This is a genomic window from Mesorhizobium sp. M1423, assembly GCF_040317575.1.
GTDB lineage: Bacteria > Pseudomonadota > Alphaproteobacteria > Rhizobiales > Rhizobiaceae > Mesorhizobium.
On record NZ_JAMYKU010000035.1, the window covers coordinates 26,385 to 44,660 of the forward strand.

The following is an 18,276-nucleotide window of genomic DNA, read 5'->3' on the forward strand; positions in this document are numbered from 1 at the left end:
CAGCCCCGACAGGGAACTCTAAAGGAATTGAACCGATGCGTTCAGGTGTGATTGCAAAGAAGGTGGGAATGACCCGCATCTACAACGATGCCGGGGAACATGTTCCCGTCACTGTTCTCCAGATGGAGAACTGCCAGGTCGTGGCGCAGCGCACGCAGGAGAAGAACGGCTATACCGCCGTCCAGCTCGGCGTTGGCCTTGCCAAGGTGAAGAACACGTCGAAGGCGATGCGCGGCCATTTCGCGACCGCTTCCGTCGAGCCCAAGGCCAAGGTTGCCGAGTTCCGCGTCTCCGCCGACAACATGATCGATGTCGGCGCCGAGATCACCGTCGAGCATTTCGTCGTCGGCCAGAAGGTCGATGTGACGGGAACCACGATCGGCAAGGGTTTCCAGGGCGTCATCAAGCGGCACCACATGGGTGGCGGCCGCGCGACGCACGGCAACTCGGTGTCGCACCGTACACACGGCTCGACCGGCCAGCGCCAGGATCCGGGCAAGGTGTTCAAGGGCAAGCATATGGCCGGCCACATGGGCGACACCCGCGTCACCACGCAGAATGTCGAGGTCGTCTCGACCGACGCCGATCGCGGCCTGATCCTGATCCGCGGTGCGGTCCCGGGTTCGAAGGGTGCATGGATCCTGGTCCGCGACGCGGCCAAGGTAGCGCTTCCGGCCAATGCGCCGAAGCCCGCCGCGATCCGCGCCGTTGCAACCGATGGTGCCGCCAAGAACGAGGCCCAGGCCACAGAGGGAGCGGAATAATGGACCTCAAGATTACAACGCTTGGCGGCAAGGACGCCGGCAAGCTGAAGCTCTCCGAAGAGATTTTCGGCCTTGACCCGCGCGAGGACATCCTGCAGCGCGTCGTGCGCTGGCAGCTTGCCAAGAAGCAGCAGGGCACGCACAAGGCCAAGGGCCGCGCTGAAATCGCCCGCACCGGCGCCAAGATGTACAAGCAGAAGGGTACCGGCCGCGCCCGTCACCATTCGGCTCGCGCTCCGCAGTTCCGCGGCGGCGGCAAGGCCCACGGCCCGGTCGTGCGCAGCCACGAGCACGATCTGCCGAAGAAGGTGCGCGCGCTCGGCCTCAAGCATGCCCTCTCGGCCAAGGCCAAGAGCGCGTCGATCATCATCATCGACGAGCTAAAGCTGACCGAGGCCAAGACCAAGGCGCTGATCGCGAATTTCGCGACGCTGGGCCTGAGCAACGCCCTGGTGATCGGCGGCGCCGAGCTTGACAAGAACTTCAAGCTGGCGGCGACCAACATCCCGAACATCGACGTGCTGCCCATCCAGGGCATCAACGTCTACGACATTCTGCGCCGCGGCACGCTGGTCCTTTCCAAGGCCGCCGTCGAGGCTCTCGAGGAGCGCTTCAAATGACCGACCTTCGTCATTACGATGTGATCGTCTCGCCGGCGATCACCGAAAAGTCGACCATGGCTTCCGAGCAGAACCAGGTCGTCTTCAACGTCGCCAAGAAGGCGTCGAAGCCGGAAATCAAGGCCGCCGTCGAAGCGCTGTTCGGCGTCAAGGTGATGGCCGTGAACACGCTTGTCCGCAAGGGCAAGATCAAGCGCTTCCGCGGCACGATCGGCCGCCAGAGCGACGTCAAGAAGGCGGTTGTGACGCTGGCCGACGGCCAGTCGATCGACGTCGCGACGGGTCTCTGAGCAAGGTCGCGAGGACAGAACAATGGCACTGAAAAAATTCAACCCGGTAACGCCGAGCACCCGTCAGCTGGTCATCGTCGACCGCTCGGGCCTCTACAAGGGCAAGCCCGTCAAGGGCCTGACCGAAGGCCTGACCAAGTCGGGCGGCCGCAACAATTACGGCCGCATCACGGCCCGCTTCATCGGCGGCGGTCACAAGCGCACTTACCGCATCATCGACTTCAAGCGCCGCAAGTTCGACGTCGTCGGCACGGTCGAGCGTATCGAATACGATCCGAACCGCACCGCCTTCATCGCGCTGATCAAGTATGACGATGGCGAGCTGTCCTACATCATCGCCCCGCAGCGTCTGGCTCCCGGCGACAAGATCGTGGCCGGTGAATCGGTCGACGTGAAGCCGGGCAACGCGATGCCGCTGGCCTCGATGCCGGTCGGCACGATCGTCCACAATATCGAGCTGAAGCCTGGCAAGGGCGCTCAGGTCGCCCGCTCGGCCGGCGGTTATGGCCAGCTTGTCGGCCGCGACCAGGGCATGGCGATCCTGCGCCTCAACTCGGGCGAGCAGCGTGTCGTCCACGGCTCCTGCATGGCCACTGTCGGTGCCGTGTCCAACCCGGACCACGGCAACATCAATGACGGCAAGGCAGGCCGCACGGTGTGGCGCGGCAAGCGTCCGCACAATCGCGGCGTGACCATGAACCCGGTCGACCATCCACATGGCGGCGGCGAAGGCCGCACCTCGGGTGGCCGCCATCCGGTTTCGCCCTGGGGCAAGCCGACCAAGGGCAAGAAGACGCGGTCCAACAAGGCGACCGACAAGTTCATCCTGCGCTCGCGCCATCAGCGCAAGAGCTAAGAAGAGGTAACGCCAAGTGACTCGTTCGATTTGGAAAGGCCCCTTCATCGACGGCTACCTTCTGAAGAAGGTGGACAAGGTTCGTGAAGGTGGTCGCAATGAGGTGATCAAGATGTGGAGCCGCCGCTCCACCATCCTGCCGCAGTTCGTCGGCTTCACCTTCGGTGTCTACAACGGCCAGAAGCACGTTCCCGTCTCGGTGAACGAGGACATGGTCGGTCACAAGTTCGGTGAATTCGCTCCGACCCGGACCTATTACGGTCACGGCGCGGATAAGAAGGCGAAGAGGAAATAATCATGGGCAAGGCCAAAGCTCCGCGCAGGCTTGCTGACAACGAAGCGCGCGCCGTGTTGCGCACGATCCGTATCAGCCCGCAGAAGCTGAACCTGGTTGCCGCGCTGATCCGCGGCAAGAAGGTCGCGACAGCGCTTTCCGACCTCGAATTCTCGGCCAAGCGGATTTCCGGCACGGTCAAGAAGACGCTGGAATCGGCGATCGCCAACGCGGAAAACAACCACGACCTCGACGTCGATGCGCTGATCGTGGCGGAAGCCTATGTCGGCAAGTCGATCGTCATGAAGCGGTTCCATGCCCGTGGCCGTGGTCGCGCCAGCCGTATCGAGAAGCCGTTCTCGCACCTCACGATCGTCGTTCGTGAAGTCGAAGAAAAAGGGGAGGCCGCATAATGGGCCAGAAAGTCAATCCGATCGGTCTGCGTCTCGGCATCAACCGCACCTGGGATTCGCGCTGGTTCGCGAATACAGGCGAGTACGGCAAGCTGCTGCACGAGGACATCAAGATCCGCAAATATCTTGAGAAGGAACTCAAGCAGGCTGCGATCTCGAAGGTCGTGATCGAGCGTCCGCACAAGAAGTGCCGCGTCACCATCCATGCGGCGCGTCCGGGCCTGATCATCGGCAAGAAGGGCGCCGACATCGAGAAGCTTCGCAAGAAGCTGATGGAGATGACCAAGTCCGAGACGCATCTGAACATCGTCGAAGTGCGCAAGCCGGAGATCGACGCGACCCTGGTCGCCCAGTCGATCGCCCAGCAGCTCGAGCGCCGCATCGCGTTCCGCCGCGCCATGAAGCGCGCCGTGCAGTCGGCGATGCGCCTCGGTGCCGAAGGCATCCGCATCAACTGCGCCGGCCGTCTCGGCGGCGCCGAGATCGCGCGCATGGAATGGTATCGTGAAGGCCGCGTGCCACTGCATACGCTGCGTGCCGACGTCGACTACGGCACGGCCGAAGCGCACACCGCCTACGGCATTTGCGGCGTCAAGGTCTGGGTGTTCAAGGGCGAGATCCTCGAGCACGACCCGATGGCTTCGGAGCGCCGCGCCACCGAGGGCGATCATGCGCATGGCGGTGGTGGTGAGCGCGAACGCGGTCGCCGTCGCGAAAACGCGTAAGACAGTTAGGAATTTGGAGTTAGAACGATGCTGCAGCCAAAGCGCACAAAGTTCCGCAAGCAGTTCAAGGGCCGCATCCACGGTACCGCCAAGGGCGGCACCAACCTGGATTTCGGTGGTTTCGGGCTGAAGGCGCTTGAGCCGAACCGCGTCACCGCGCGTGAGATCGAGGCGGCCCGCCGCGCGATCACCCGCGAGATGAAGCGCGCCGGCCGCGTCTGGATCCGTATCTTCCCGGACGTGCCGGTGACGTCGAAGCCGACCGAAGTCCGCATGGGCAAGGGCAAGGGCGCGGTCGATTACTGGGCGGCGCGCGTCAAGCCGGGTCGCATCATGTTCGAGATCGACGGCGTCAACGAGGAAATCGCCCGTGAGGCGCTGCGTCTCGGCGCGGCCAAGCTCTCGGTCAGGACGCGCTTCGTGCAGCGCATCGCAGAATAAGGACGGGCTGATCATGAAAGCCGAAGACATCCGGACCAAGACCCAGGACCAGCTGACCGACGACCTGGCCAGCCTGAAGAAGGAGCAGTTCAACCTGCGCTTCCAGAAGGCCACCGGCCAGCTTGAGAAGACCGCGCGCGTGAGGCAGGTCCGCAAGGACATTGCGCGTATCAAGACCATCGCTGCGGAAAAGTCCGCGGCCAAGAAGGCTTAAGGACGAAAACCATGCCAAAGCGCATTCTGCAGGGCACCGTCGTCAGCGACAAGAACGAGAAGACGGTTGTCGTCAAGGTCGAACGGCGCTTCACGCATCCCGTGATGAAGAAGACCGTGCGCATGACCAAGAAGTACAAGGCGCACGACGAGAACAACGCCCACAAGGTCGGCGATCAGGTGTTCATCCAGGAATCGAAGCCGATTTCCAAGGACAAGCGCTGGGTCGTGGTGTCTTCGGACCAGGCCTGATCAGGGCGAACGAAAACGAATTTTGGACAGACCGGGGAGGGGTGAGAAACCCGTCCCGTTAGAAGAAGAGAAGAAGGCGGCCAGTCATGATTCAGATGCAAACAAACCTCGACGTCGCGGATAATTCCGGCGCCCGTCGTGTCATGTGCATCAAGGTGCTGGGCGGCTCGAAGCGGAAATACGCTTCCGTGGGCGACATCATCGTGGTGTCGATCAAGGAAGCCATCCCGCGCGGCCGCGTCAAGAAGGGTGATGTGATGAAGGCGGTCGTGGTTCGCACGGCCAAGGACATCCGCCGCCCGGACGGCAGCGTGATCCGTTTCGACAAGAACGCAGCCGTTCTCGTCGACAACAAGAAAGAGCCGATCGGCACGCGTATCTTCGGACCGGTTCCGCGCGAACTTCGCGCCAAGAATCACATGAAGATCATCTCGCTCGCGCCTGAAGTGCTGTAAGGAGCCGGACCAATGCAAAAGATTAGAAAAGGCGACAAGGTCGTCGTGCTGGCCGGCAAGGACAAGGGCCGTTCGGGCGAAGTCCTCTCGGTGCAGCCGAAGGACGACACCGCGCTGGTGCGCGGCGTCAACCTGATCCGTCGTCACCAGAAGCAGTCCCAGTCCCAGGAGGGCGGGATCATCACCAAGGAAGCGCCGATCCAGCTGTCGAACATCGCGCTGGCCGACCCCAAGGATGGCAAGCCGACCCGCGTCGGCTTCATCTTCCAGAAGGACGGCAAGAAGGTGCGCGTCGCCAAGCGCTCGGGAGAAGTCATCAATGGCTAAGGCTCAAACCAAGCAGGCAACTGCCCAGAACACGCCCCGCCTCAAGCAGGTCTATAACGAGACCATCCGCAAGGCGCTGCAGGAGCAGTTCGGCTACGACAACGAGATGCAGGTTCCGCGCATCGACAAGATCGTGCTGAACATGGGCGTCGGCGAGGCGACCGGCGATTCGAAGAAGCCTTCGATCGCGGCGGAAGACCTTGCGATGATCGCCGGCCAGAAGGCCGTCGTCACCCGCGCCCGCAACTCGATCGCCGGCTTCAAGGTCCGCGAGAAGATGCCGATCGGTGCCAAGGTCACGCTGCGCAAGGAACGCATGTACGAGTTCCTCGATCGTCTCGTGAACATCGCACTGCCGCGCGTCCGCGACTTCCGCGGGCTCAACCCGAAGAGCTTCGATGGCCGTGGCAACTATGCCATGGGCATCAAGGAACACATCGTGTTTCCGGAGATCAACTACGACAAGGTTGATCAGATCTGGGGCATGGACGTCATCGTTTGTACGACTGCGAAGACGGACGACGAAGCCAGGGCATTGCTCAAGGCCTTCAACTTCCCCTTCCGCCAGTAACGGCAGCGAGAAAAGGAAAAATCTGAAATGGCAAAGACCAGCTCAGTCGAGAAGAACAACAGGCGCCGCAAGCTTGCGGACCAGTTCGCTGCCAAGCGCATGGTGCTCAAGGCGATCATCATGGATCAGTCCAAGCCGATGGAAGAGCGCTTCCGCGCTCAGCTGAAGCTTTCGGCGCTGCCGCGCAACTCGGCCAAGACCCGCATCCGCAACCGCTGCGAAGTCACCGGACGCCCGCGTGCCTATTATCGCAAGCTCAAAGTATCGCGTATCGCGCTTCGTGATCTCGGCAATAACGGCCAGATCCCGGGCCTGGTCAAGTCGAGCTGGTAAGGAGGACATAACATGTCATTGAGCGATCCTCTCGGCGATATGCTGACCCGCATCCGCAACGCGTATGGCCGTAAGAAGTCGAGCGTTTCGACGCCGGCCTCGCGCCTGCGTACCCGCGTCCTCGACGTGCTGAAGGCCGAAGGCTATATCCGCGACTACAGCCAGACCGACTTCGACAACGGCAAGTCCGAAATCGAGATCGAGCTGAAGTATTTCGACGGTGCGCCGGTGGTGCGCGAAATCGCCCGGGTCTCGAAGCCCGGCCGCCGCGTCTACGTTTCGGCCAAGTCGATACCGCATGTCGCCAACGGGCTCGGCATCGCCATCCTTTCGACGCCGAAGGGCGTGATGGCCGACCACGAAGCGCGCGAACAGAATGTCGGCGGGGAAATCCTCTGCCAGATCTTCTGATCTGGTACGTGACCCCAATTGGAAACCGGTTTCGGGATCAAATCCCGAAGCCGAGACCTGAAACAAGAGAAGTGACGAGGACAACAAAATGTCTCGTATTGGAAAGAAGCCCGTTTCGCTGCCGCAGGGCGTGACCGCGACCGTCAACGGCCAGACCGTGACGGCGAAGGGTCCGAAGGGCGAGCTGAAGTTCGTGGTGAACGACGAAGTGCTGGTCAAGATGGAAGGCAGCGAGATCGCTGTCCAGCCGCGCGACCAGACCAAGACCGCCCGCTCCAAATGGGGCATGTCGCGCACGCAGATCGTCAACATCCTGCAGGGCGTCAAGGACGGTTTCGAAAAGAAGCTCGAGATCACCGGCGTCGGCTATCGTGCCGCCATGCAGGGCAAGAACCTGCAGCTGGCGCTCGGCTTCAGCCATGACGTCGTCTACGAAACGCCGCAGGGCGTGACGATTTCGGTGCCGAAACCGACGGAAATCACCGTGACCGGCATCGACAAGCAGCAGGTCGGCCAGGTTGCCGCCGAGATCCGCGAGTATCGCAGCCCCGAGCCCTATAAGGGCAAGGGCGTCCGCTATGCTGGCGAGAAGATCGTCCGCAAGGAAGGCAAGAAGAAGTAATTTTAACGCCGCGGGGAGCGGTCGCGGGAGGCGCTTCGCCTACCGCATATGGTTGCCCCCGTTTTTTGAAGGCAAGGAACTGATATCATGGGCTCGAAAGAATCCACCCAACGCCGCGCTCAGCGCGTCCGCCGCCAGATCAAGAAAGTTGCCGGCGATCGTCCGCGCCTGTCGGTCCATCGCACGTCGAAGAACATCTACGTCCAGGTCATCGACGACGCCAGGGGCCACACCATCGCCGCTGCTTCGACGCTCGAGAAGGAGCTCAAGGGTTCGCTCAAGACCGGCGCCGACACCGCGGCCGCAGCTGCCATCGGCAAGCTGATCGCCGAGCGTGCCTCGAAGGCCGGCGTCAAGGAAGTCGTCTTCGACCGCGGTGCCTACATCTACCACGGCCGCGTCAAGGCGCTTGCCGAGGCTGCCCGTGAAGGTGGTCTGAGCTTCTAAAGCATGATCCCGAACCGGAGGTCAGCGCAGCAAAAAGTTGCAGACTTTTCGGATAGGATCATGCGAAGGAAAAAAGAGTTTTCGCCCCCGGCGACCCACAGAGGCGCCGGATATCATCATCAACCGTGCTTCCGGAAAAAAACAAGGAACAGGATATGGCACAGGAACGTAGGGATGGCGGCCGCGGCCGTGATCGCGAAGAGCGCGACGACGGCATGGTCGACAAGCTCGTCCACATCAACCGTGTCGCCAAGGTCGTCAAGGGCGGCCGGCGCTTCGGCTTTGCAGCGCTCGTCGTCGTCGGCGACCAGAAGGGCCGCGTCGGCTTCGGTCACGGCAAGGCGCGCGAAGTGCCGGAGGCGATCCGTAAGGCGACCGAATCGGCCAAGCGCGACATGATCTTCGTGCCGCTGCGCTCGGGCCGCACGCTGCACCATGACGTCGAGGGACGCTGGGGCGCGGGACGTGTTCTGCTGCGCGCTGCCAAGCAAGGTACCGGCATCATCGCCGGCGGCCCGATGCGCGCCGTCTTCGAGACGCTCGGCATGCATGACGTGGTCGCCAAGTCGATGGGTTCGTCGAACCCCTACAACATGGTTCGCGCCACTTTCGACGCGCTGAAGAGCCAGATGCATCCGAAGGATGTGGCTGCCGCGCGCGGCATCAAGTATTCGACCCTTCAGGCCCGCCGCGGCACCGCCGTTGCGGCTGAAGAATAGTCGACGCTGACCAGGGATCTGACCATGGCCAAGAAAGCAACCAAGACCATCACCGTCGAGCAGATCGGCTCGCCAATCCGCCGGCCGAAGGAGCAGCGCGCAACGCTGGTCGGCCTCGGCCTCAACAAGATGCACAAGCAGCGCACGCTGGAGGATACGCCCTCGGTGCGCGGCATGATCGCTGCCGTCCAGCATCTCGTCCGCGTTGTGGACGAGGGCTGAGCCAGAGCGCAGGAGAACCCAGATGAAACTCAACGATCTGCGTGACAAGGACGGCGCGACGCATTCCAAGAAGCGTCTCGGCCGTGGCATCGGTTCCGGTTCGGGCAAGACCGCCGGTCGCGGCGTCAAGGGCCAGAAGGCGCGCTCCGGCGTCGCCGTCAACGGCTTCGAGGGTGGCCAGATGCCGCTCTACCGTCGTCTGCCGAAGCGCGGCTTCAACAATATCTTCGCCAAGAGCTTCACCGTTGTGTCGCTGGCCCGCATCCAGGCTGCGCTCGATGCCAAGAAGCTCGATGCTAAGACAGTTGTGACGGCCGAGGCGCTGGTTGCGGCCGGCGTCATCCGTCGCGTCAAGGACGGCGTGCGCATCCTTTCGGACGGCGACATCAAGGCCAAGCTTGCCTTCGACGTGGCCGGAGCCTCCAAGGCCGCGGTCGAGAAGATCGAAAAGGCCGGCGGTTCGGTGAAGTTGCCTGAGAAAGCAGCCGCCGAGTAACGGCAATTTGAAGCACGGTCGGCAAAGGTGGAATTCGGTTTTGCCTTCGGTCGTGCTTTGATCCGACAGATGTGGCGGCCGCATCAACGCGGCCGCTTGCATGTTTGCAGTCCGGAGCTTATCTCGTGAGCTTCGGTGACACGCGCCGCCTGAGCTGCGGGCATCGAGCGTGACCAAGCGGAGAATCAGGCATGGCTTCGGCTGCTGAACAACTAGCCTCGAATCTGAATTTTTCGGCCTTCGCCAAAGCCGAGGATCTGAAGAAGCGCATCTGGTTCACCATCGGCGCGCTGCTCGTTTACCGCCTTGGCACCTATATCCCGCTGCCCGGCATCAATCCCGACGCTTTCGCCCAGGCCTTCTCGTCGCAGAGCAAGGGCGTACTCGGCATGTTCAACATGTTCGCCGGTGGCGCCGTGCAGCGCATGGCGATCTTTGCCCTCGGCATCATGCCCTATATCTCCGCCTCCATCATCATGCAGCTGATGACCTCGGTCATTCCTTCGCTGGAAGCGCTGAAGAAGGAGGGCGAGCAGGGTCGCAAGATCATCAACCAGTACACGCGCTACGGCACCGTGCTTCTGGCGCTGGTCCAGGCCTATGGCATTTCGGTCGGGCTTGAGGGCGGCAATGGCATCGTCAACGATCCCGGCATGTTCTTCCGCATCTCCACCGTCGTCACGCTGGTCGGCGGTACCATGTTCCTGATGTGGCTTGGCGAGCAGATCACCGCCCGCGGCATCGGCAACGGCATTTCGCTGATCATCTTCTCCGGCATCGTCGCCGGCCTGCCGCGCGCCATCTCCGGCACGCTGGAGCTTGGCCGCACCGGCGCACTGTCGACCGGCCTGATCCTGGCGATCATCGTGCTCGCCATCGTCGTCATCGCGCTGATCGTCTTCTTCGAGCGCGCCCAGCGCCGCCTGCTGATCCAGTATCCCAAGCGCCAGGTCGGCAATCGCATGTTCCAGGGCGATACCTCGCATCTGCCGCTGAAGCTCAACACGTCCGGCGTCATTCCGCCGATCTTCGCCTCGTCGCTGCTGCTGCTTCCGGCAACGGTTGCCGGCTTCTCGCAGACGACCAACATGCCTGCCTGGGCGAGCACCATCCTGGCGGCGCTCGGCCACGGCCAGCCGCTCTATATGGCCTTCTACGCTGCCATGATCGTGTTCTTCGCCTTCTTCTATACGGCGATCGTCTTCAATCCGAAGGACACCGCCGACCAGCTCAAGAAGCATTCGGGCTTCATCCCGGGCTATCGTCCGGGCGAGCGCACTGCGGACTATATCGACTATGTGCTCACCCGCATCACCGTCGTCGGCGCCATCTATCTGGTGCTGGTGTGTCTGCTGCCCGAGTTCCTGATTTCAGCGACTGGCGTACCGTTCTACCTTGGTGGCACTTCGCTCCTGATCGTGGTCAGTGTAACGCTCGATACGGTGGCGCAGATTCAGGGTCACCTGATCGCGCACCAGTATGAGGGCCTGATCAAGAAGTCGAAGCTGCGCGGGGGGAAGAAGGCCAGATGAGGTTGATATTGCTTGGACCGCCGGGGGCGGGCAAGGGGACACAAGCACTGAGACTGGTAGAAAGACACGGCATCCCACAGCTTTCCACGGGGGACATGCTGCGTGCTGCTGTTCAGGCCGGCACCGAAGTCGGCAGGCGAGCCAAGGCGGTGATGGATGCTGGTGAACTGGTGTCCGACGCTATCGTCAACGCCATCGTGGCCGAGCGCATCGATCAAGCCGATTGCGCAAACGGCTTCATCCTTGACGGATACCCGCGAACCCTGGTGCAAGCGGACGCCGTTGAGGAAATGCTTTCGGATCGCGGGCTGGAGCTAGACGCGGTCATCGAATTTGTCGTCGACGACAAGGCGCTGGTTGGCCGAATCGTCAAACGCGCCGAGGACGCCAAGGCCGCAGGCCTGCCGGTGCGCAAGGACGACAGCCCAGCGGTGTTCGAAGAACGCTTGAGGGAATATTACAAGAAAACCTCGCCGCTGATCGGCTACTACTACGCCAAGGGCAAGCTCAGGGGCGTCGATGGCATGGCCGACATCGATGCGGTGACGCAGCAGATCGAGGCGGTGCTCAGGGCGACGACCCGGCAGGTTGGCCAGGCGGCCGGCTAGAGAAACGAACGATTGCGCTTGACTGGAGCGGTCCGCTGGGGTATGGCGGCCCGTCTTCCTATCAGGCATGAGGCTTGCTTGTCCGCAAGGGCAAGGCAGGCCGCTTTGAACTGGAAACTCCCGCAAGGGCCGGCCTCCACCGGACGCGGGGCAACTTGAAGCGCCGGCTCGTCCGGCCTATATGGAGAAGAGAAGAACATGGCTCGTATAGCCGGCGTCAACATTCCTACCAACAAGCGCGTCGTCATTGCGCTTCAATACATTCACGGCATTGGCAAGAAGTTCGCCCAGGAGATCGTCGACAAGGTCGGCATCCCGGCCGAGCGCCGCGTCAACCAGCTGACCGACGCGGAAGTGCTGCAGATCCGGGAGACCATCGACCGCGACTACCAGGTCGAGGGCGACCTGCGCCGCGAAGTGTCGATGAACATCAAGCGGCTCATGGACCTCGGCTGCTACCGCGGCCTGCGTCACCGCCGCTCGCTGCCGGTTCGTGGCCAGCGCACGCACACCAATGCGCGCACCCGCAAAGGCCCAGCCAAGTCGATTGCCGGAAAGAAGAAGTAATTTAGGGCAGTAAGAGAGTAGGGCAGTAAGGCAATAGGAACGGCAGACATACTGCCCTACTGCCATATTCCCCTACTGCCTTCTCCCTGGTGGAGCCGCTGGCATTACGGCGGTGTAGAGATCAACTGAAAGGACTATCATGGCCAAGGAAGCCGCTCGTGTTCGCCGTCGCGAACGCAAGAACATCTCATCGGGCGTTGCCCACGTCAATTCGACCTTCAACAACACGATGATCACCATCACCGACGCGCAGGGCAATTCCATTGCCTGGTCGTCGGCCGGAGCCCAGGGCTTCAAGGGATCGCGCAAGTCGACCCCTTTCGCTGCCCAGATGGCCGCCGAAGATGTTGCCAAGAAGGCTCAGGAACACGGCATGCGCATGCTCGAGGTCGAGGTCTGTGGACCCGGCTCCGGTCGTGAATCGGCGCTGCGGGCGCTGCAGGCAGCAGGCTTCACCATCACCTCGATCCGTGATGTGACGCCGATCCCGCACAATGGCTGCCGCCCGCGCAAGAAGCGCCGCGTCTAAAGAGAATTTACCGAACGCCGCGCGAGCGCCTCAAGGGCGCTCCTCCACGGCATTCCAGGTCGCCCGCCACGATTGGATGGTGGCGGGACAACGGAAGGAAAGCACTATGATCCAGAAAAATTGGCAGGAACTGATCAAGCCGAACAAGATCGAGTTCTCGTCGAAGAAGAAGACGCTGACCACGCTGGTCGCCGAGCCGCTCGAGCGCGGCTTCGGCCTCACCCTCGGCAACGCGCTGCGCCGCGTGCTTCTGTCTTCGCTGCGTGGCGCGGCTGTGACCGCCGTGCAGATCGACGGCGTTCTGCATGAATTCTCGTCCATCGCCGGCGTGCGCGAGGACGTGACCGACATCGTGTTGAACATCAAGGAAATCGCCATCCGCATGGAAGGCGATGGCCCCAAGCGCATGGTCGTGCGCAAGCAGGGACCGGGCGCGGTTCTCGCCGGCGACATCCAGACGGTCGGCGACGTCGAGATCCTCAATCCCGACCACGTCATCTGCACGCTGGACGAAGGCGCTGAGATCCGCATGGAATTCACCGTCGACACCGGCAAGGGCTATGTGCCGGCCGACCGCAACCGCGCCGAAGACGCGCCGATAGGGCTGATCCCGGTCGACAGCCTGTATTCGCCGGTCAAGAAGGTCTCCTACAAGGTCGAGAACACCCGTGAGGGGCAGGTTCTCGATTATGACAAGCTGACCATGACCATCGAGACCGATGGTTCGATCTCGGGCGAGGACGCGGTGGCCTTCGCCGCTCGCATCCTGCAGGACCAGCTCGGCCTGTTCGTCAATTTCGACGAGCCGCAGAAGGAAGTCGCTGCCGAACAGGTTACCGAGCTTGCCTTCAACCCGGCGCTGCTCAAGAAGGTCGACGAACTCGAGCTTTCGGTGCGTTCGGCCAACTGCCTGAAGAACGACAACATCGTCTATATCGGCGATCTGATCCAGAAGACCGAAGCCGAGATGCTGCGCACCCCGAACTTCGGCCGCAAGTCGCTGAACGAGATCAAGGAAGTCCTGGCGGCGATGGGCCTGCATCTCGGCATGGAAGTGCCGGACTGGCCGCCGGAAAACATCGAAGACCTCGCCAAGCGTTACGAAGATCAATACTGAGGCTCAGGCCTCTTGAACCCGCAATGAAGGAGAAGAGCCATGCGCCACGGATTTAAAGGCCGCCGGTTCGCCCGCAGCATAAGCCATCGCAAGTCGATGTTTGCCAACCTTGCCGTGTCGCTTATCGAGCACGAGCAGATCCTCACCACGCTGCCGAAGGCGAAGGATCTGCGTCCGATCGTCGAGAAGCTGGTGACGCTCGGCAAGCGCGGCGACCTGCACGCCCGCCGCCAAGTGATTGCCCAGATCGGCAATGAGGGCGTCGTCAAGCGTCTGTTCGACACAATCGCGCCACGTTACGCCACTCGCAATGGCGGCTATCTGCGCATCATGAAGGCCGGCTTCCGTCACGGTGACAATGCCGCAATGGCCGTCATCGAATTCGTCGACCGCGACACCTCGGCCAAAGGCGCCGGCGACCGCGCCCGCATCGAGGCCGAAGGCACCGAAGAGGAAGCCGCAGCCGCATAAGCTTCGGTTTTTCTGAGAAGTTCAAAGGGGCCTGCGGGCCCCTTTTTCTGTTTCCGAAGCTGCAGGGCAGGGCTTGCAGGGGTTTTGTCACCGGTTTTTGCGGCGACTATCCAAAATAATCGGATTTCAGCGGCTTAGCCTTTCATTTTGCACAATCGTCAGGACAATGGCGCCCGACTTGGAGGATTCGGAATGCGCGTTAAACGGCTGTCCCTTGTTCTGATCTGCGCCTTGATGGCGCTGGCCGTCGTGCCGGCGGCCAGGCACGCGCTGGCGGAGGAGACCAAGCCAGATCCCGGTCTGTCCGACGTGCTGACCGATCTGCTGCATGGCGTCGAAGGCGAAAACGCCACCTCCGGCCCCGACAAGCGCGTGCCGTTCGGCCGCGAGGAGGTGCAGCTGTCCTTCGCGCCGCTGGTCAAGCAGACGGCCCCGGCCGTGGTCAATGTCTACGCCTCGCAAACCGCCAAGGTGACGTCGCCCTTTGATGGCGATCCGTTCTTCGAGGAGTTCTTCGGCCGCTCGCAGCCGCGCGCGCAGTCTTCGCTCGGTTCGGGGGTGCTGGTCGATCCGACCGGCGTCGTGGTCACCAATTTCCACGTCGTCAAGGACGCCGACCAGGTCAAGGTCGCGACCGCCGACGGGCGCGAATTCGACAGCAAGGTGCTGCTCAAGGATGAGACGCTCGACCTCGCCGTGCTCAAGATTTCTTCCGACAAGCCGTTCCCGGTGATCGCCATTGGCGATTCCGACGCGCTCGAGGTCGGCGACCTGGTGCTGGCGATCGGCAATCCGTTCGGTGTCGGCCAGACCACCACCAGCGGCATCATTTCGGCTGTGGCGCGCAGCCATATCGGCGTCTCCGATTCCAGCTTCTTCATCCAGACCGACGCCGCCATCAACCCGGGCAATTCCGGTGGCGCGCTGGTCAACATGGGTGGTCAACTGATCGGCATCAACACTGCGATCTATAGCCGTAGCGGCGGCTCGATCGGTATCGGCTTTGCCATCCCTTCGAACATGGTTCGCGCCTTCGCCGATGCGGCCAAGGCCGGGCTCGACTTCTTCGAGCGGCCGTATGTCGGTGCCGAGTTCGAGGCGGTGACGCCGCAGATTGCCGAATCGCTCGGCATGGACAAACCGGCCGGCTCGCTGGTTTCTTCGGTCGAAGAGGCAGGACCCGCTGCCAAGGCAGGGCTCAAGCCTGGTGACGTGGTGCTGTCGCTCAACGGCAAGCCGGTCGAGAGCGTCGGGGCGCTGGACTACCGGATGGCGACGCTGTCGATCGGTACGAATGCCAGCTTCGGCGTTCTAAGCAAGGGTCAGCAGGCGACGATGGACATCGCGCTGGAACGGCCGCCTGAGGGCGCCAAAGCTGCGGAGCTCACATTGCGCGGCCGTAGCCCGTTTTCCGGTGCCAGGGTTGCCGAACTATCGCCACGGCTTGCCCAGCGGCTTGGTCTGCGCACCGATGTCAAAGGCGTCACCGTCGTCGATATCAACCGCGATTCGCCCGCTGCCGATTTTGGTTTCCAGCCGGGCGACATCGTGCGTGAGGTCAATGGCCTGACGATCGACAAGGCGGCGACCCTGGAACAGATAGCCCAGCAGGATACACGCTGGTGGCGCTTTACCGTCGAGCGCGGCGGGCAGATACTGCGCCAGGTGTTGCGTTACTAAGCCCGACGTCAGCATGGTCGGGCTCCAGGCAGAAGAAGTTGCATGGCCGATCTGTTCAGTGTCGATGAACCGGAAAAGACGCCGCCCGGCAGGCCGCTGGCCGACCGTCTGCGCCCGAAGAACCTCGGCGAGGTCGTCGGCCAGGAGCATCTGACCGGTCCCGACGGCGCGCTGACGCGGCTGATCGGCTCCGGCTCGCTCGGCTCGATGATCTTCTGGGGCCCGCCCGGCACCGGCAAGACCACGGTCGCACGGCTGCTTGCCGGCGAGACAAGCCTCGCTTTCGAACAGATCTCGGCCGTGTTTTCCGGCGTTGCCGACCTGAAGAAAGTGTTCGAGGCAGCGAAGCTGCGCCGCTCCAACGGCCGCCAGACACTGCTGTTCGTCGACGAGATCCATCGCTTCAACCGCGCCCAGCAGGACAGTTTTCTGCCCGTGATGGAAGACGGCACCGTCGTGCTGGTCGGCGCCACCACGGAGAACCCGTCCTTCGAGCTTAACGCCGCGCTGTTGTCGCGCGCACGCGTCATGGTCTTTCACTCGCTCGGCGAGGACAGCATCGCCAAGCTCCTGGCGCGGGCCGAGGAGGCAGAGGGCAGGGCGCTGCCGCTCGATGACGAGGCGCGGGCGATGCTCATCCGCATGAGCGACGGCGACGGCCGCGCGGCGCTGACACTGGCCGAAGAGGGCTGGCGCTGCCGCCAAATCAGGTGAAGTGTTTGGCGCCGAGGCCTTACAGCGCATCGTCCAGCGCCGCGCGCCGATCTACGACAAGGGCCAGGACGGCCATTACAATTTGATCTCCGCCTTGCACAAATCGGTGCGCGGCTCCGACCCCGACGCGGCACTCTACTATCTGGCCCGCATGTTCGACGCCGGCGAGGATCCGCTCTATCTCGGGCGCCGGTTGGTGCGCATGGCGATGGAGGATATCGGGCTGGCCGACCCGCAGGCACTCGTCGTCGCCAACGCCGCCAAGGACGCCTACGACTATCTGGGCTCGCCCGAGGGCGAACTGGCCTTCGCCGAGGCTACCGTCTATCTCGCTACCGCGCCGAAATCCAATGCAGTCTATACCGCATTCAAGGCCGCCACACAGGCGGCCAAGGAATTCGGTTCGCTGCTGCCGCCCAAGCACATTCTCAATGCGCCGACCAAGCTGATGAAACAGGAAGATTACGGCGCCGGATATCGCTACGACCACGACGAGCCCGACGCTTTTTCCGGCCAGGACTATTTTCCTGAGAAGATGGGAAGGCAGACATTCTACGATCCGCCCGAGCGCGGCTTCGAGCGCGATATCAGGAAGCGGCTGGACTATTGGGCGAAGCTGCGCAGCGAGCGGGAAAAGTAGCTGCCAGTCGCACACTGGTGTGATCGGCGTTGTCTGGTGGGATAAAAAACCCTATCAAGATGCGCCTTCGGCCGGCGGCAGGCCAGAAACGTACCGACGATATTCAGAACGGAATCGCGCCTGGCGCGTGGAAAAATGACAAAAAAATCCCGCAAAACCCTTCGGAAGTTCGCCATAGCCATTCCGCTGCTGGCGCTCGGCTTCTATGTCATTCCCATTCTGACGACGATTTTCATCGTCCTCGGCCTGATCGACGTGTTGCGCAACGACAACAAGAATTGGGCGCTGTTCAGTGGTTATTTCCTGGGCAACGGCATCTTCACCTGGCTGCTTTCGCCCTTCAATCTGCTGGTGGATCTGCTGTGCTATAGAAACCGCGGTGTCTGGAAATTGGACCAGTTTCCTCCGGACTACCAGCGCGAGGTCAACGAGGTCCTGGATGTCTTCAAGGCACGCAAGGACGAGATCATCGCCGACATCGACGCCAATTTCGGCAGCGGCCGGCGCGGCATGTATGTCTATCAGTGGTATGGCAAGCACAAAATAGACAACGTCGCCGAATTCAACAAGGATTTCAAATACATCAAGACGATTGCCGTCTCTGTGTTCAGCGGCAGGGAATCGACTTCCTGGCACTTTGGCCCGCTCCGGCTCAGCCTGCGCATTCTCTACAACCTCATCCCGGTGAAATCGGAAGTGTTCGTCCAGTGTGGCAACGCCAAGAATTACTGGCACGAGAACCCGCTGTTCATCTTCGACGACACGCTGCTTCATCGCTCGGTCAACGAGTATGACGGGCGCCGCTACTGCGTGTTCATGGACATCATTCGCCCATCGCCGTTTCCCGGTCTGATCTCGACGCTCCTCGCCATTGTTTCGGTCAGCGTCGAGCGCATCAATGCCATGTTCTACAAGAACTGGAAGATGATCGCCTCCAGCAAGCCGAAGAAGGTCGGAGCTGCCTGAC

The 18,276-nt window shown here is 62.1% G+C and carries 28 protein-coding genes and 1 pseudogene; all 29 read left to right on the forward strand.

Going from position 1 to position 18,276, the window contains the following annotated elements; genetic code table 11:
• Nucleotides 1–35: 35 nt before the first annotated feature.
• The 29 genes and pseudogenes from rplC (at nt 36) to NKG95_RS30120 (ending at nt 18,275) form a co-directional block, all read left to right on the forward strand.
• Nucleotides 36–764: a 50S ribosomal protein L3 gene (gene rplC, locus NKG95_RS29980; RefSeq protein WP_352469149.1), complete on the forward strand. Its 729-nt coding sequence runs from the start codon at nt 36–38 to the stop codon at nt 762–764.
• The gene (rplD, locus tag NKG95_RS29985; protein ID WP_023675140.1) at nt 764–1,384 is read left to right on the forward strand and encodes a 50S ribosomal protein L4; all 621 of its coding nucleotides are present in this window, start codon (nt 764–766) and stop codon (nt 1,382–1,384) included. The genes rplC and rplD overlap by 1 nt, the downstream gene beginning before the upstream one ends.
• Entirely contained in the window at nt 1,381–1,674 is a 294-nt protein-coding gene (locus NKG95_RS29990) for a 50S ribosomal protein L23 (protein WP_006205465.1), read from the forward strand. Before rplD ends, NKG95_RS29990 begins: the two co-directional genes overlap by 4 nt.
• A gap of 22 nt (nt 1,675–1,696) precedes the next feature.
• The gene (rplB, locus tag NKG95_RS29995; RefSeq protein WP_023675138.1) at nt 1,697–2,530 is read left to right on the forward strand and encodes a 50S ribosomal protein L2; all 834 of its coding nucleotides are present in this window, start codon (nt 1,697–1,699) and stop codon (nt 2,528–2,530) included.
• A 16-nt stretch (nt 2,531–2,546) separates the two neighbouring features.
• Nucleotides 2,547–2,825 (forward strand): 30S ribosomal protein S19, encoded by a 279-nt coding sequence (rpsS, locus tag NKG95_RS30000; RefSeq protein WP_006205463.1) that lies wholly within the window; start codon nt 2,547–2,549, stop codon nt 2,823–2,825.
• Nucleotides 2,826–2,827: 2 nt separating this feature from the next.
• Nucleotides 2,828–3,217 (forward strand): 50S ribosomal protein L22, encoded by a 390-nt coding sequence (rplV, locus tag NKG95_RS30005; protein ID WP_006205462.1) that lies wholly within the window; start codon nt 2,828–2,830, stop codon nt 3,215–3,217.
• Nucleotides 3,217–3,942 carry a 30S ribosomal protein S3 gene (rpsC, locus tag NKG95_RS30010; RefSeq protein ID WP_095488567.1) on the forward strand — a complete coding sequence of 242 codons (726 nt, stop codon included), beginning with the start codon at nt 3,217–3,219 and terminating at the stop codon, nt 3,940–3,942. The genes rplV and rpsC overlap by 1 nt, the downstream gene beginning before the upstream one ends.
• Nucleotides 3,943–3,969: 27 nt before the next feature.
• Nucleotides 3,970–4,383 (forward strand): 50S ribosomal protein L16, encoded by a 414-nt coding sequence (rplP, locus tag NKG95_RS30015; RefSeq protein ID WP_352849276.1) that lies wholly within the window; start codon nt 3,970–3,972, stop codon nt 4,381–4,383.
• A gap of 13 nt (nt 4,384–4,396) precedes the next feature.
• A complete protein-coding gene (gene rpmC / locus NKG95_RS30020) occupies nt 4,397–4,597 on the forward strand; it encodes a 50S ribosomal protein L29 (protein ID WP_006205459.1) in 201 nt (66 codons plus the stop codon).
• Nucleotides 4,598–4,608: 11 nt separating this feature from the next.
• Nucleotides 4,609–4,848: a 30S ribosomal protein S17 gene (gene rpsQ / locus NKG95_RS30025; RefSeq protein WP_023675136.1), complete on the forward strand. Its 240-nt coding sequence runs from the start codon at nt 4,609–4,611 to the stop codon at nt 4,846–4,848.
• Nucleotides 4,849–4,934: 86 nt separating this feature from the next.
• Entirely contained in the window at nt 4,935–5,303 is a 369-nt protein-coding gene (rplN, locus tag NKG95_RS30030) for a 50S ribosomal protein L14 (protein WP_006205457.1), read from the forward strand.
• A gap of 12 nt (nt 5,304–5,315) precedes the next feature.
• The gene (rplX, locus tag NKG95_RS30035) at nt 5,316–5,630 is read left to right on the forward strand and encodes a 50S ribosomal protein L24 (RefSeq protein WP_254817150.1); all 315 of its coding nucleotides are present in this window, start codon (nt 5,316–5,318) and stop codon (nt 5,628–5,630) included.
• Nucleotides 5,623–6,201, forward strand: a complete 579-nt coding sequence (gene rplE, locus NKG95_RS30040; RefSeq protein ID WP_023717521.1) for a 50S ribosomal protein L5 — start codon at nt 5,623–5,625, stop codon at nt 6,199–6,201. The genes rplX and rplE overlap by 8 nt, the downstream gene beginning before the upstream one ends.
• Before the next feature lie 27 nt (nt 6,202–6,228).
• Nucleotides 6,229–6,534: a 30S ribosomal protein S14 gene (gene rpsN, locus NKG95_RS30045; protein ID WP_352849274.1), complete on the forward strand. Its 306-nt coding sequence runs from the start codon at nt 6,229–6,231 to the stop codon at nt 6,532–6,534.
• A 12-nt stretch (nt 6,535–6,546) separates the two neighbouring features.
• Entirely contained in the window at nt 6,547–6,945 is a 399-nt protein-coding gene (rpsH, locus tag NKG95_RS30050) for a 30S ribosomal protein S8 (protein WP_006205453.1), read from the forward strand.
• 88 nt (nt 6,946–7,033) lie between these two features.
• On the forward strand, nt 7,034–7,567 hold the full coding sequence (gene rplF, locus NKG95_RS30055; RefSeq protein ID WP_023675133.1) for a 50S ribosomal protein L6: 534 nt from the start codon (nt 7,034–7,036) through the stop codon (nt 7,565–7,567).
• Between the two features lie 87 nt (nt 7,568–7,654).
• Nucleotides 7,655–8,014 (forward strand): 50S ribosomal protein L18, encoded by a 360-nt coding sequence (rplR, locus tag NKG95_RS30060; RefSeq protein ID WP_353043291.1) that lies wholly within the window; start codon nt 7,655–7,657, stop codon nt 8,012–8,014.
• A gap of 155 nt (nt 8,015–8,169) precedes the next feature.
• The gene (gene rpsE, locus NKG95_RS30065) at nt 8,170–8,733 is read left to right on the forward strand and encodes a 30S ribosomal protein S5 (protein WP_006333394.1); all 564 of its coding nucleotides are present in this window, start codon (nt 8,170–8,172) and stop codon (nt 8,731–8,733) included.
• Nucleotides 8,734–8,757: 24 nt separating this feature from the next.
• On the forward strand, nt 8,758–8,955 hold the full coding sequence (gene rpmD, locus NKG95_RS30070; RefSeq protein ID WP_006205449.1) for a 50S ribosomal protein L30: 198 nt from the start codon (nt 8,758–8,760) through the stop codon (nt 8,953–8,955).
• Nucleotides 8,956–8,977: 22 nt separating this feature from the next.
• A complete protein-coding gene (gene rplO, locus NKG95_RS30075) occupies nt 8,978–9,451 on the forward strand; it encodes a 50S ribosomal protein L15 (RefSeq protein ID WP_023717522.1) in 474 nt (157 codons plus the stop codon).
• 191 nt (nt 9,452–9,642) lie between these two features.
• A complete protein-coding gene (secY, locus tag NKG95_RS30080; protein ID WP_023717523.1) occupies nt 9,643–10,983 on the forward strand; it encodes a preprotein translocase subunit SecY in 1,341 nt (446 codons plus the stop codon).
• Nucleotides 10,980–11,591 carry an adenylate kinase gene (locus NKG95_RS30085; RefSeq protein WP_023717524.1) on the forward strand — a complete coding sequence of 204 codons (612 nt, stop codon included), beginning with the start codon at nt 10,980–10,982 and terminating at the stop codon, nt 11,589–11,591. The genes secY and NKG95_RS30085 overlap by 4 nt, the downstream gene beginning before the upstream one ends.
• A 198-nt stretch (nt 11,592–11,789) precedes the next feature.
• The gene (gene rpsM / locus NKG95_RS30090; RefSeq protein WP_006205445.1) at nt 11,790–12,158 is read left to right on the forward strand and encodes a 30S ribosomal protein S13; all 369 of its coding nucleotides are present in this window, start codon (nt 11,790–11,792) and stop codon (nt 12,156–12,158) included.
• A 139-nt stretch (nt 12,159–12,297) separates the two neighbouring features.
• Nucleotides 12,298–12,687, forward strand: coding sequence for a 30S ribosomal protein S11 (gene rpsK / locus NKG95_RS30095; protein WP_006205444.1), 390 nt, complete (start codon nt 12,298–12,300; stop codon nt 12,685–12,687).
• Nucleotides 12,688–12,793: 106 nt separating this feature from the next.
• Complete coding sequence (locus NKG95_RS30100; RefSeq protein WP_023675128.1) at nt 12,794–13,804, forward strand: DNA-directed RNA polymerase subunit alpha; 1,011 nt, start codon at nt 12,794–12,796, stop codon at nt 13,802–13,804.
• A 39-nt stretch (nt 13,805–13,843) separates the two neighbouring features.
• Nucleotides 13,844–14,275, forward strand: a complete 432-nt coding sequence (gene rplQ / locus NKG95_RS30105; RefSeq protein ID WP_023675127.1) for a 50S ribosomal protein L17 — start codon at nt 13,844–13,846, stop codon at nt 14,273–14,275.
• A 192-nt stretch (nt 14,276–14,467) separates the two neighbouring features.
• Complete coding sequence (locus NKG95_RS30110) at nt 14,468–15,955, forward strand: DegQ family serine endoprotease (protein ID WP_023717525.1); 1,488 nt, start codon at nt 14,468–14,470, stop codon at nt 15,953–15,955.
• A gap of 42 nt (nt 15,956–15,997) precedes the next feature.
• Nucleotides 15,998–17,309: pseudogene (locus NKG95_RS30115) on the forward strand (replication-associated recombination protein A).
• 135 nt (nt 17,310–17,444) lie between these two features.
• On the forward strand, nt 17,445–18,275 hold the full coding sequence (locus NKG95_RS30120) for an aspartyl/asparaginyl beta-hydroxylase domain-containing protein (protein WP_023717527.1): 831 nt from the start codon (nt 17,445–17,447) through the stop codon (nt 18,273–18,275).
• The last annotated feature ends 1 nt before the right edge of the window (nt 18,276 follow it).

Bases quoted from the DNA above. Each gene is read 5' to 3' on its own strand.
- rplC (WP_352469149.1), top strand. From the start codon at position 36: ATGCGTTCAGGTGTGATTGCAAAGAAGGTGGGAATGACCCGCATCTAC.
- rplD (WP_023675140.1), top strand. From the start codon at position 764: ATGGACCTCAAGATTACAACGCTTGGCGGCAAGGACGCCGGCAAGCTG.
- NKG95_RS29990 (WP_006205465.1), top strand. From the start codon at position 1,381: ATGACCGACCTTCGTCATTACGATGTGATCGTCTCGCCGGCGATCACC.
- rplB (WP_023675138.1), top strand. From the start codon at position 1,697: ATGGCACTGAAAAAATTCAACCCGGTAACGCCGAGCACCCGTCAGCTG.
- rplV (WP_006205462.1), top strand. From the start codon at position 2,828: ATGGGCAAGGCCAAAGCTCCGCGCAGGCTTGCTGACAACGAAGCGCGC.
- rpsC (WP_095488567.1), top strand. From the start codon at position 3,217: ATGGGCCAGAAAGTCAATCCGATCGGTCTGCGTCTCGGCATCAACCGC.
- rplP (WP_352849276.1), top strand. From the start codon at position 3,970: ATGCTGCAGCCAAAGCGCACAAAGTTCCGCAAGCAGTTCAAGGGCCGC.
- rpmC (WP_006205459.1), top strand. From the start codon at position 4,397: ATGAAAGCCGAAGACATCCGGACCAAGACCCAGGACCAGCTGACCGAC.
- rpsQ (WP_023675136.1), top strand. From the start codon at position 4,609: ATGCCAAAGCGCATTCTGCAGGGCACCGTCGTCAGCGACAAGAACGAG.
- rplN (WP_006205457.1), top strand. From the start codon at position 4,935: ATGATTCAGATGCAAACAAACCTCGACGTCGCGGATAATTCCGGCGCC.
- rplX (WP_254817150.1), top strand. From the start codon at position 5,316: ATGCAAAAGATTAGAAAAGGCGACAAGGTCGTCGTGCTGGCCGGCAAG.
- rplE (WP_023717521.1), top strand. From the start codon at position 5,623: ATGGCTAAGGCTCAAACCAAGCAGGCAACTGCCCAGAACACGCCCCGC.
- rpsN (WP_352849274.1), top strand. From the start codon at position 6,229: ATGGCAAAGACCAGCTCAGTCGAGAAGAACAACAGGCGCCGCAAGCTT.
- rpsH (WP_006205453.1), top strand. From the start codon at position 6,547: ATGTCATTGAGCGATCCTCTCGGCGATATGCTGACCCGCATCCGCAAC.
- rplF (WP_023675133.1), top strand. From the start codon at position 7,034: ATGTCTCGTATTGGAAAGAAGCCCGTTTCGCTGCCGCAGGGCGTGACC.
- rplR (WP_353043291.1), top strand. From the start codon at position 7,655: ATGGGCTCGAAAGAATCCACCCAACGCCGCGCTCAGCGCGTCCGCCGC.
- rpsE (WP_006333394.1), top strand. From the start codon at position 8,170: ATGGCACAGGAACGTAGGGATGGCGGCCGCGGCCGTGATCGCGAAGAG.
- rpmD (WP_006205449.1), top strand. From the start codon at position 8,758: ATGGCCAAGAAAGCAACCAAGACCATCACCGTCGAGCAGATCGGCTCG.
- rplO (WP_023717522.1), top strand. From the start codon at position 8,978: ATGAAACTCAACGATCTGCGTGACAAGGACGGCGCGACGCATTCCAAG.
- secY (WP_023717523.1), top strand. From the start codon at position 9,643: ATGGCTTCGGCTGCTGAACAACTAGCCTCGAATCTGAATTTTTCGGCC.
- NKG95_RS30085 (WP_023717524.1), top strand. From the start codon at position 10,980: ATGAGGTTGATATTGCTTGGACCGCCGGGGGCGGGCAAGGGGACACAA.
- rpsM (WP_006205445.1), top strand. From the start codon at position 11,790: ATGGCTCGTATAGCCGGCGTCAACATTCCTACCAACAAGCGCGTCGTC.
- rpsK (WP_006205444.1), top strand. From the start codon at position 12,298: ATGGCCAAGGAAGCCGCTCGTGTTCGCCGTCGCGAACGCAAGAACATC.
- NKG95_RS30100 (WP_023675128.1), top strand. From the start codon at position 12,794: ATGATCCAGAAAAATTGGCAGGAACTGATCAAGCCGAACAAGATCGAG.
- rplQ (WP_023675127.1), top strand. From the start codon at position 13,844: ATGCGCCACGGATTTAAAGGCCGCCGGTTCGCCCGCAGCATAAGCCAT.
- NKG95_RS30110 (WP_023717525.1), top strand. From the start codon at position 14,468: ATGCGCGTTAAACGGCTGTCCCTTGTTCTGATCTGCGCCTTGATGGCG.
- NKG95_RS30120 (WP_023717527.1), top strand. From the start codon at position 17,445: ATGACAAAAAAATCCCGCAAAACCCTTCGGAAGTTCGCCATAGCCATT.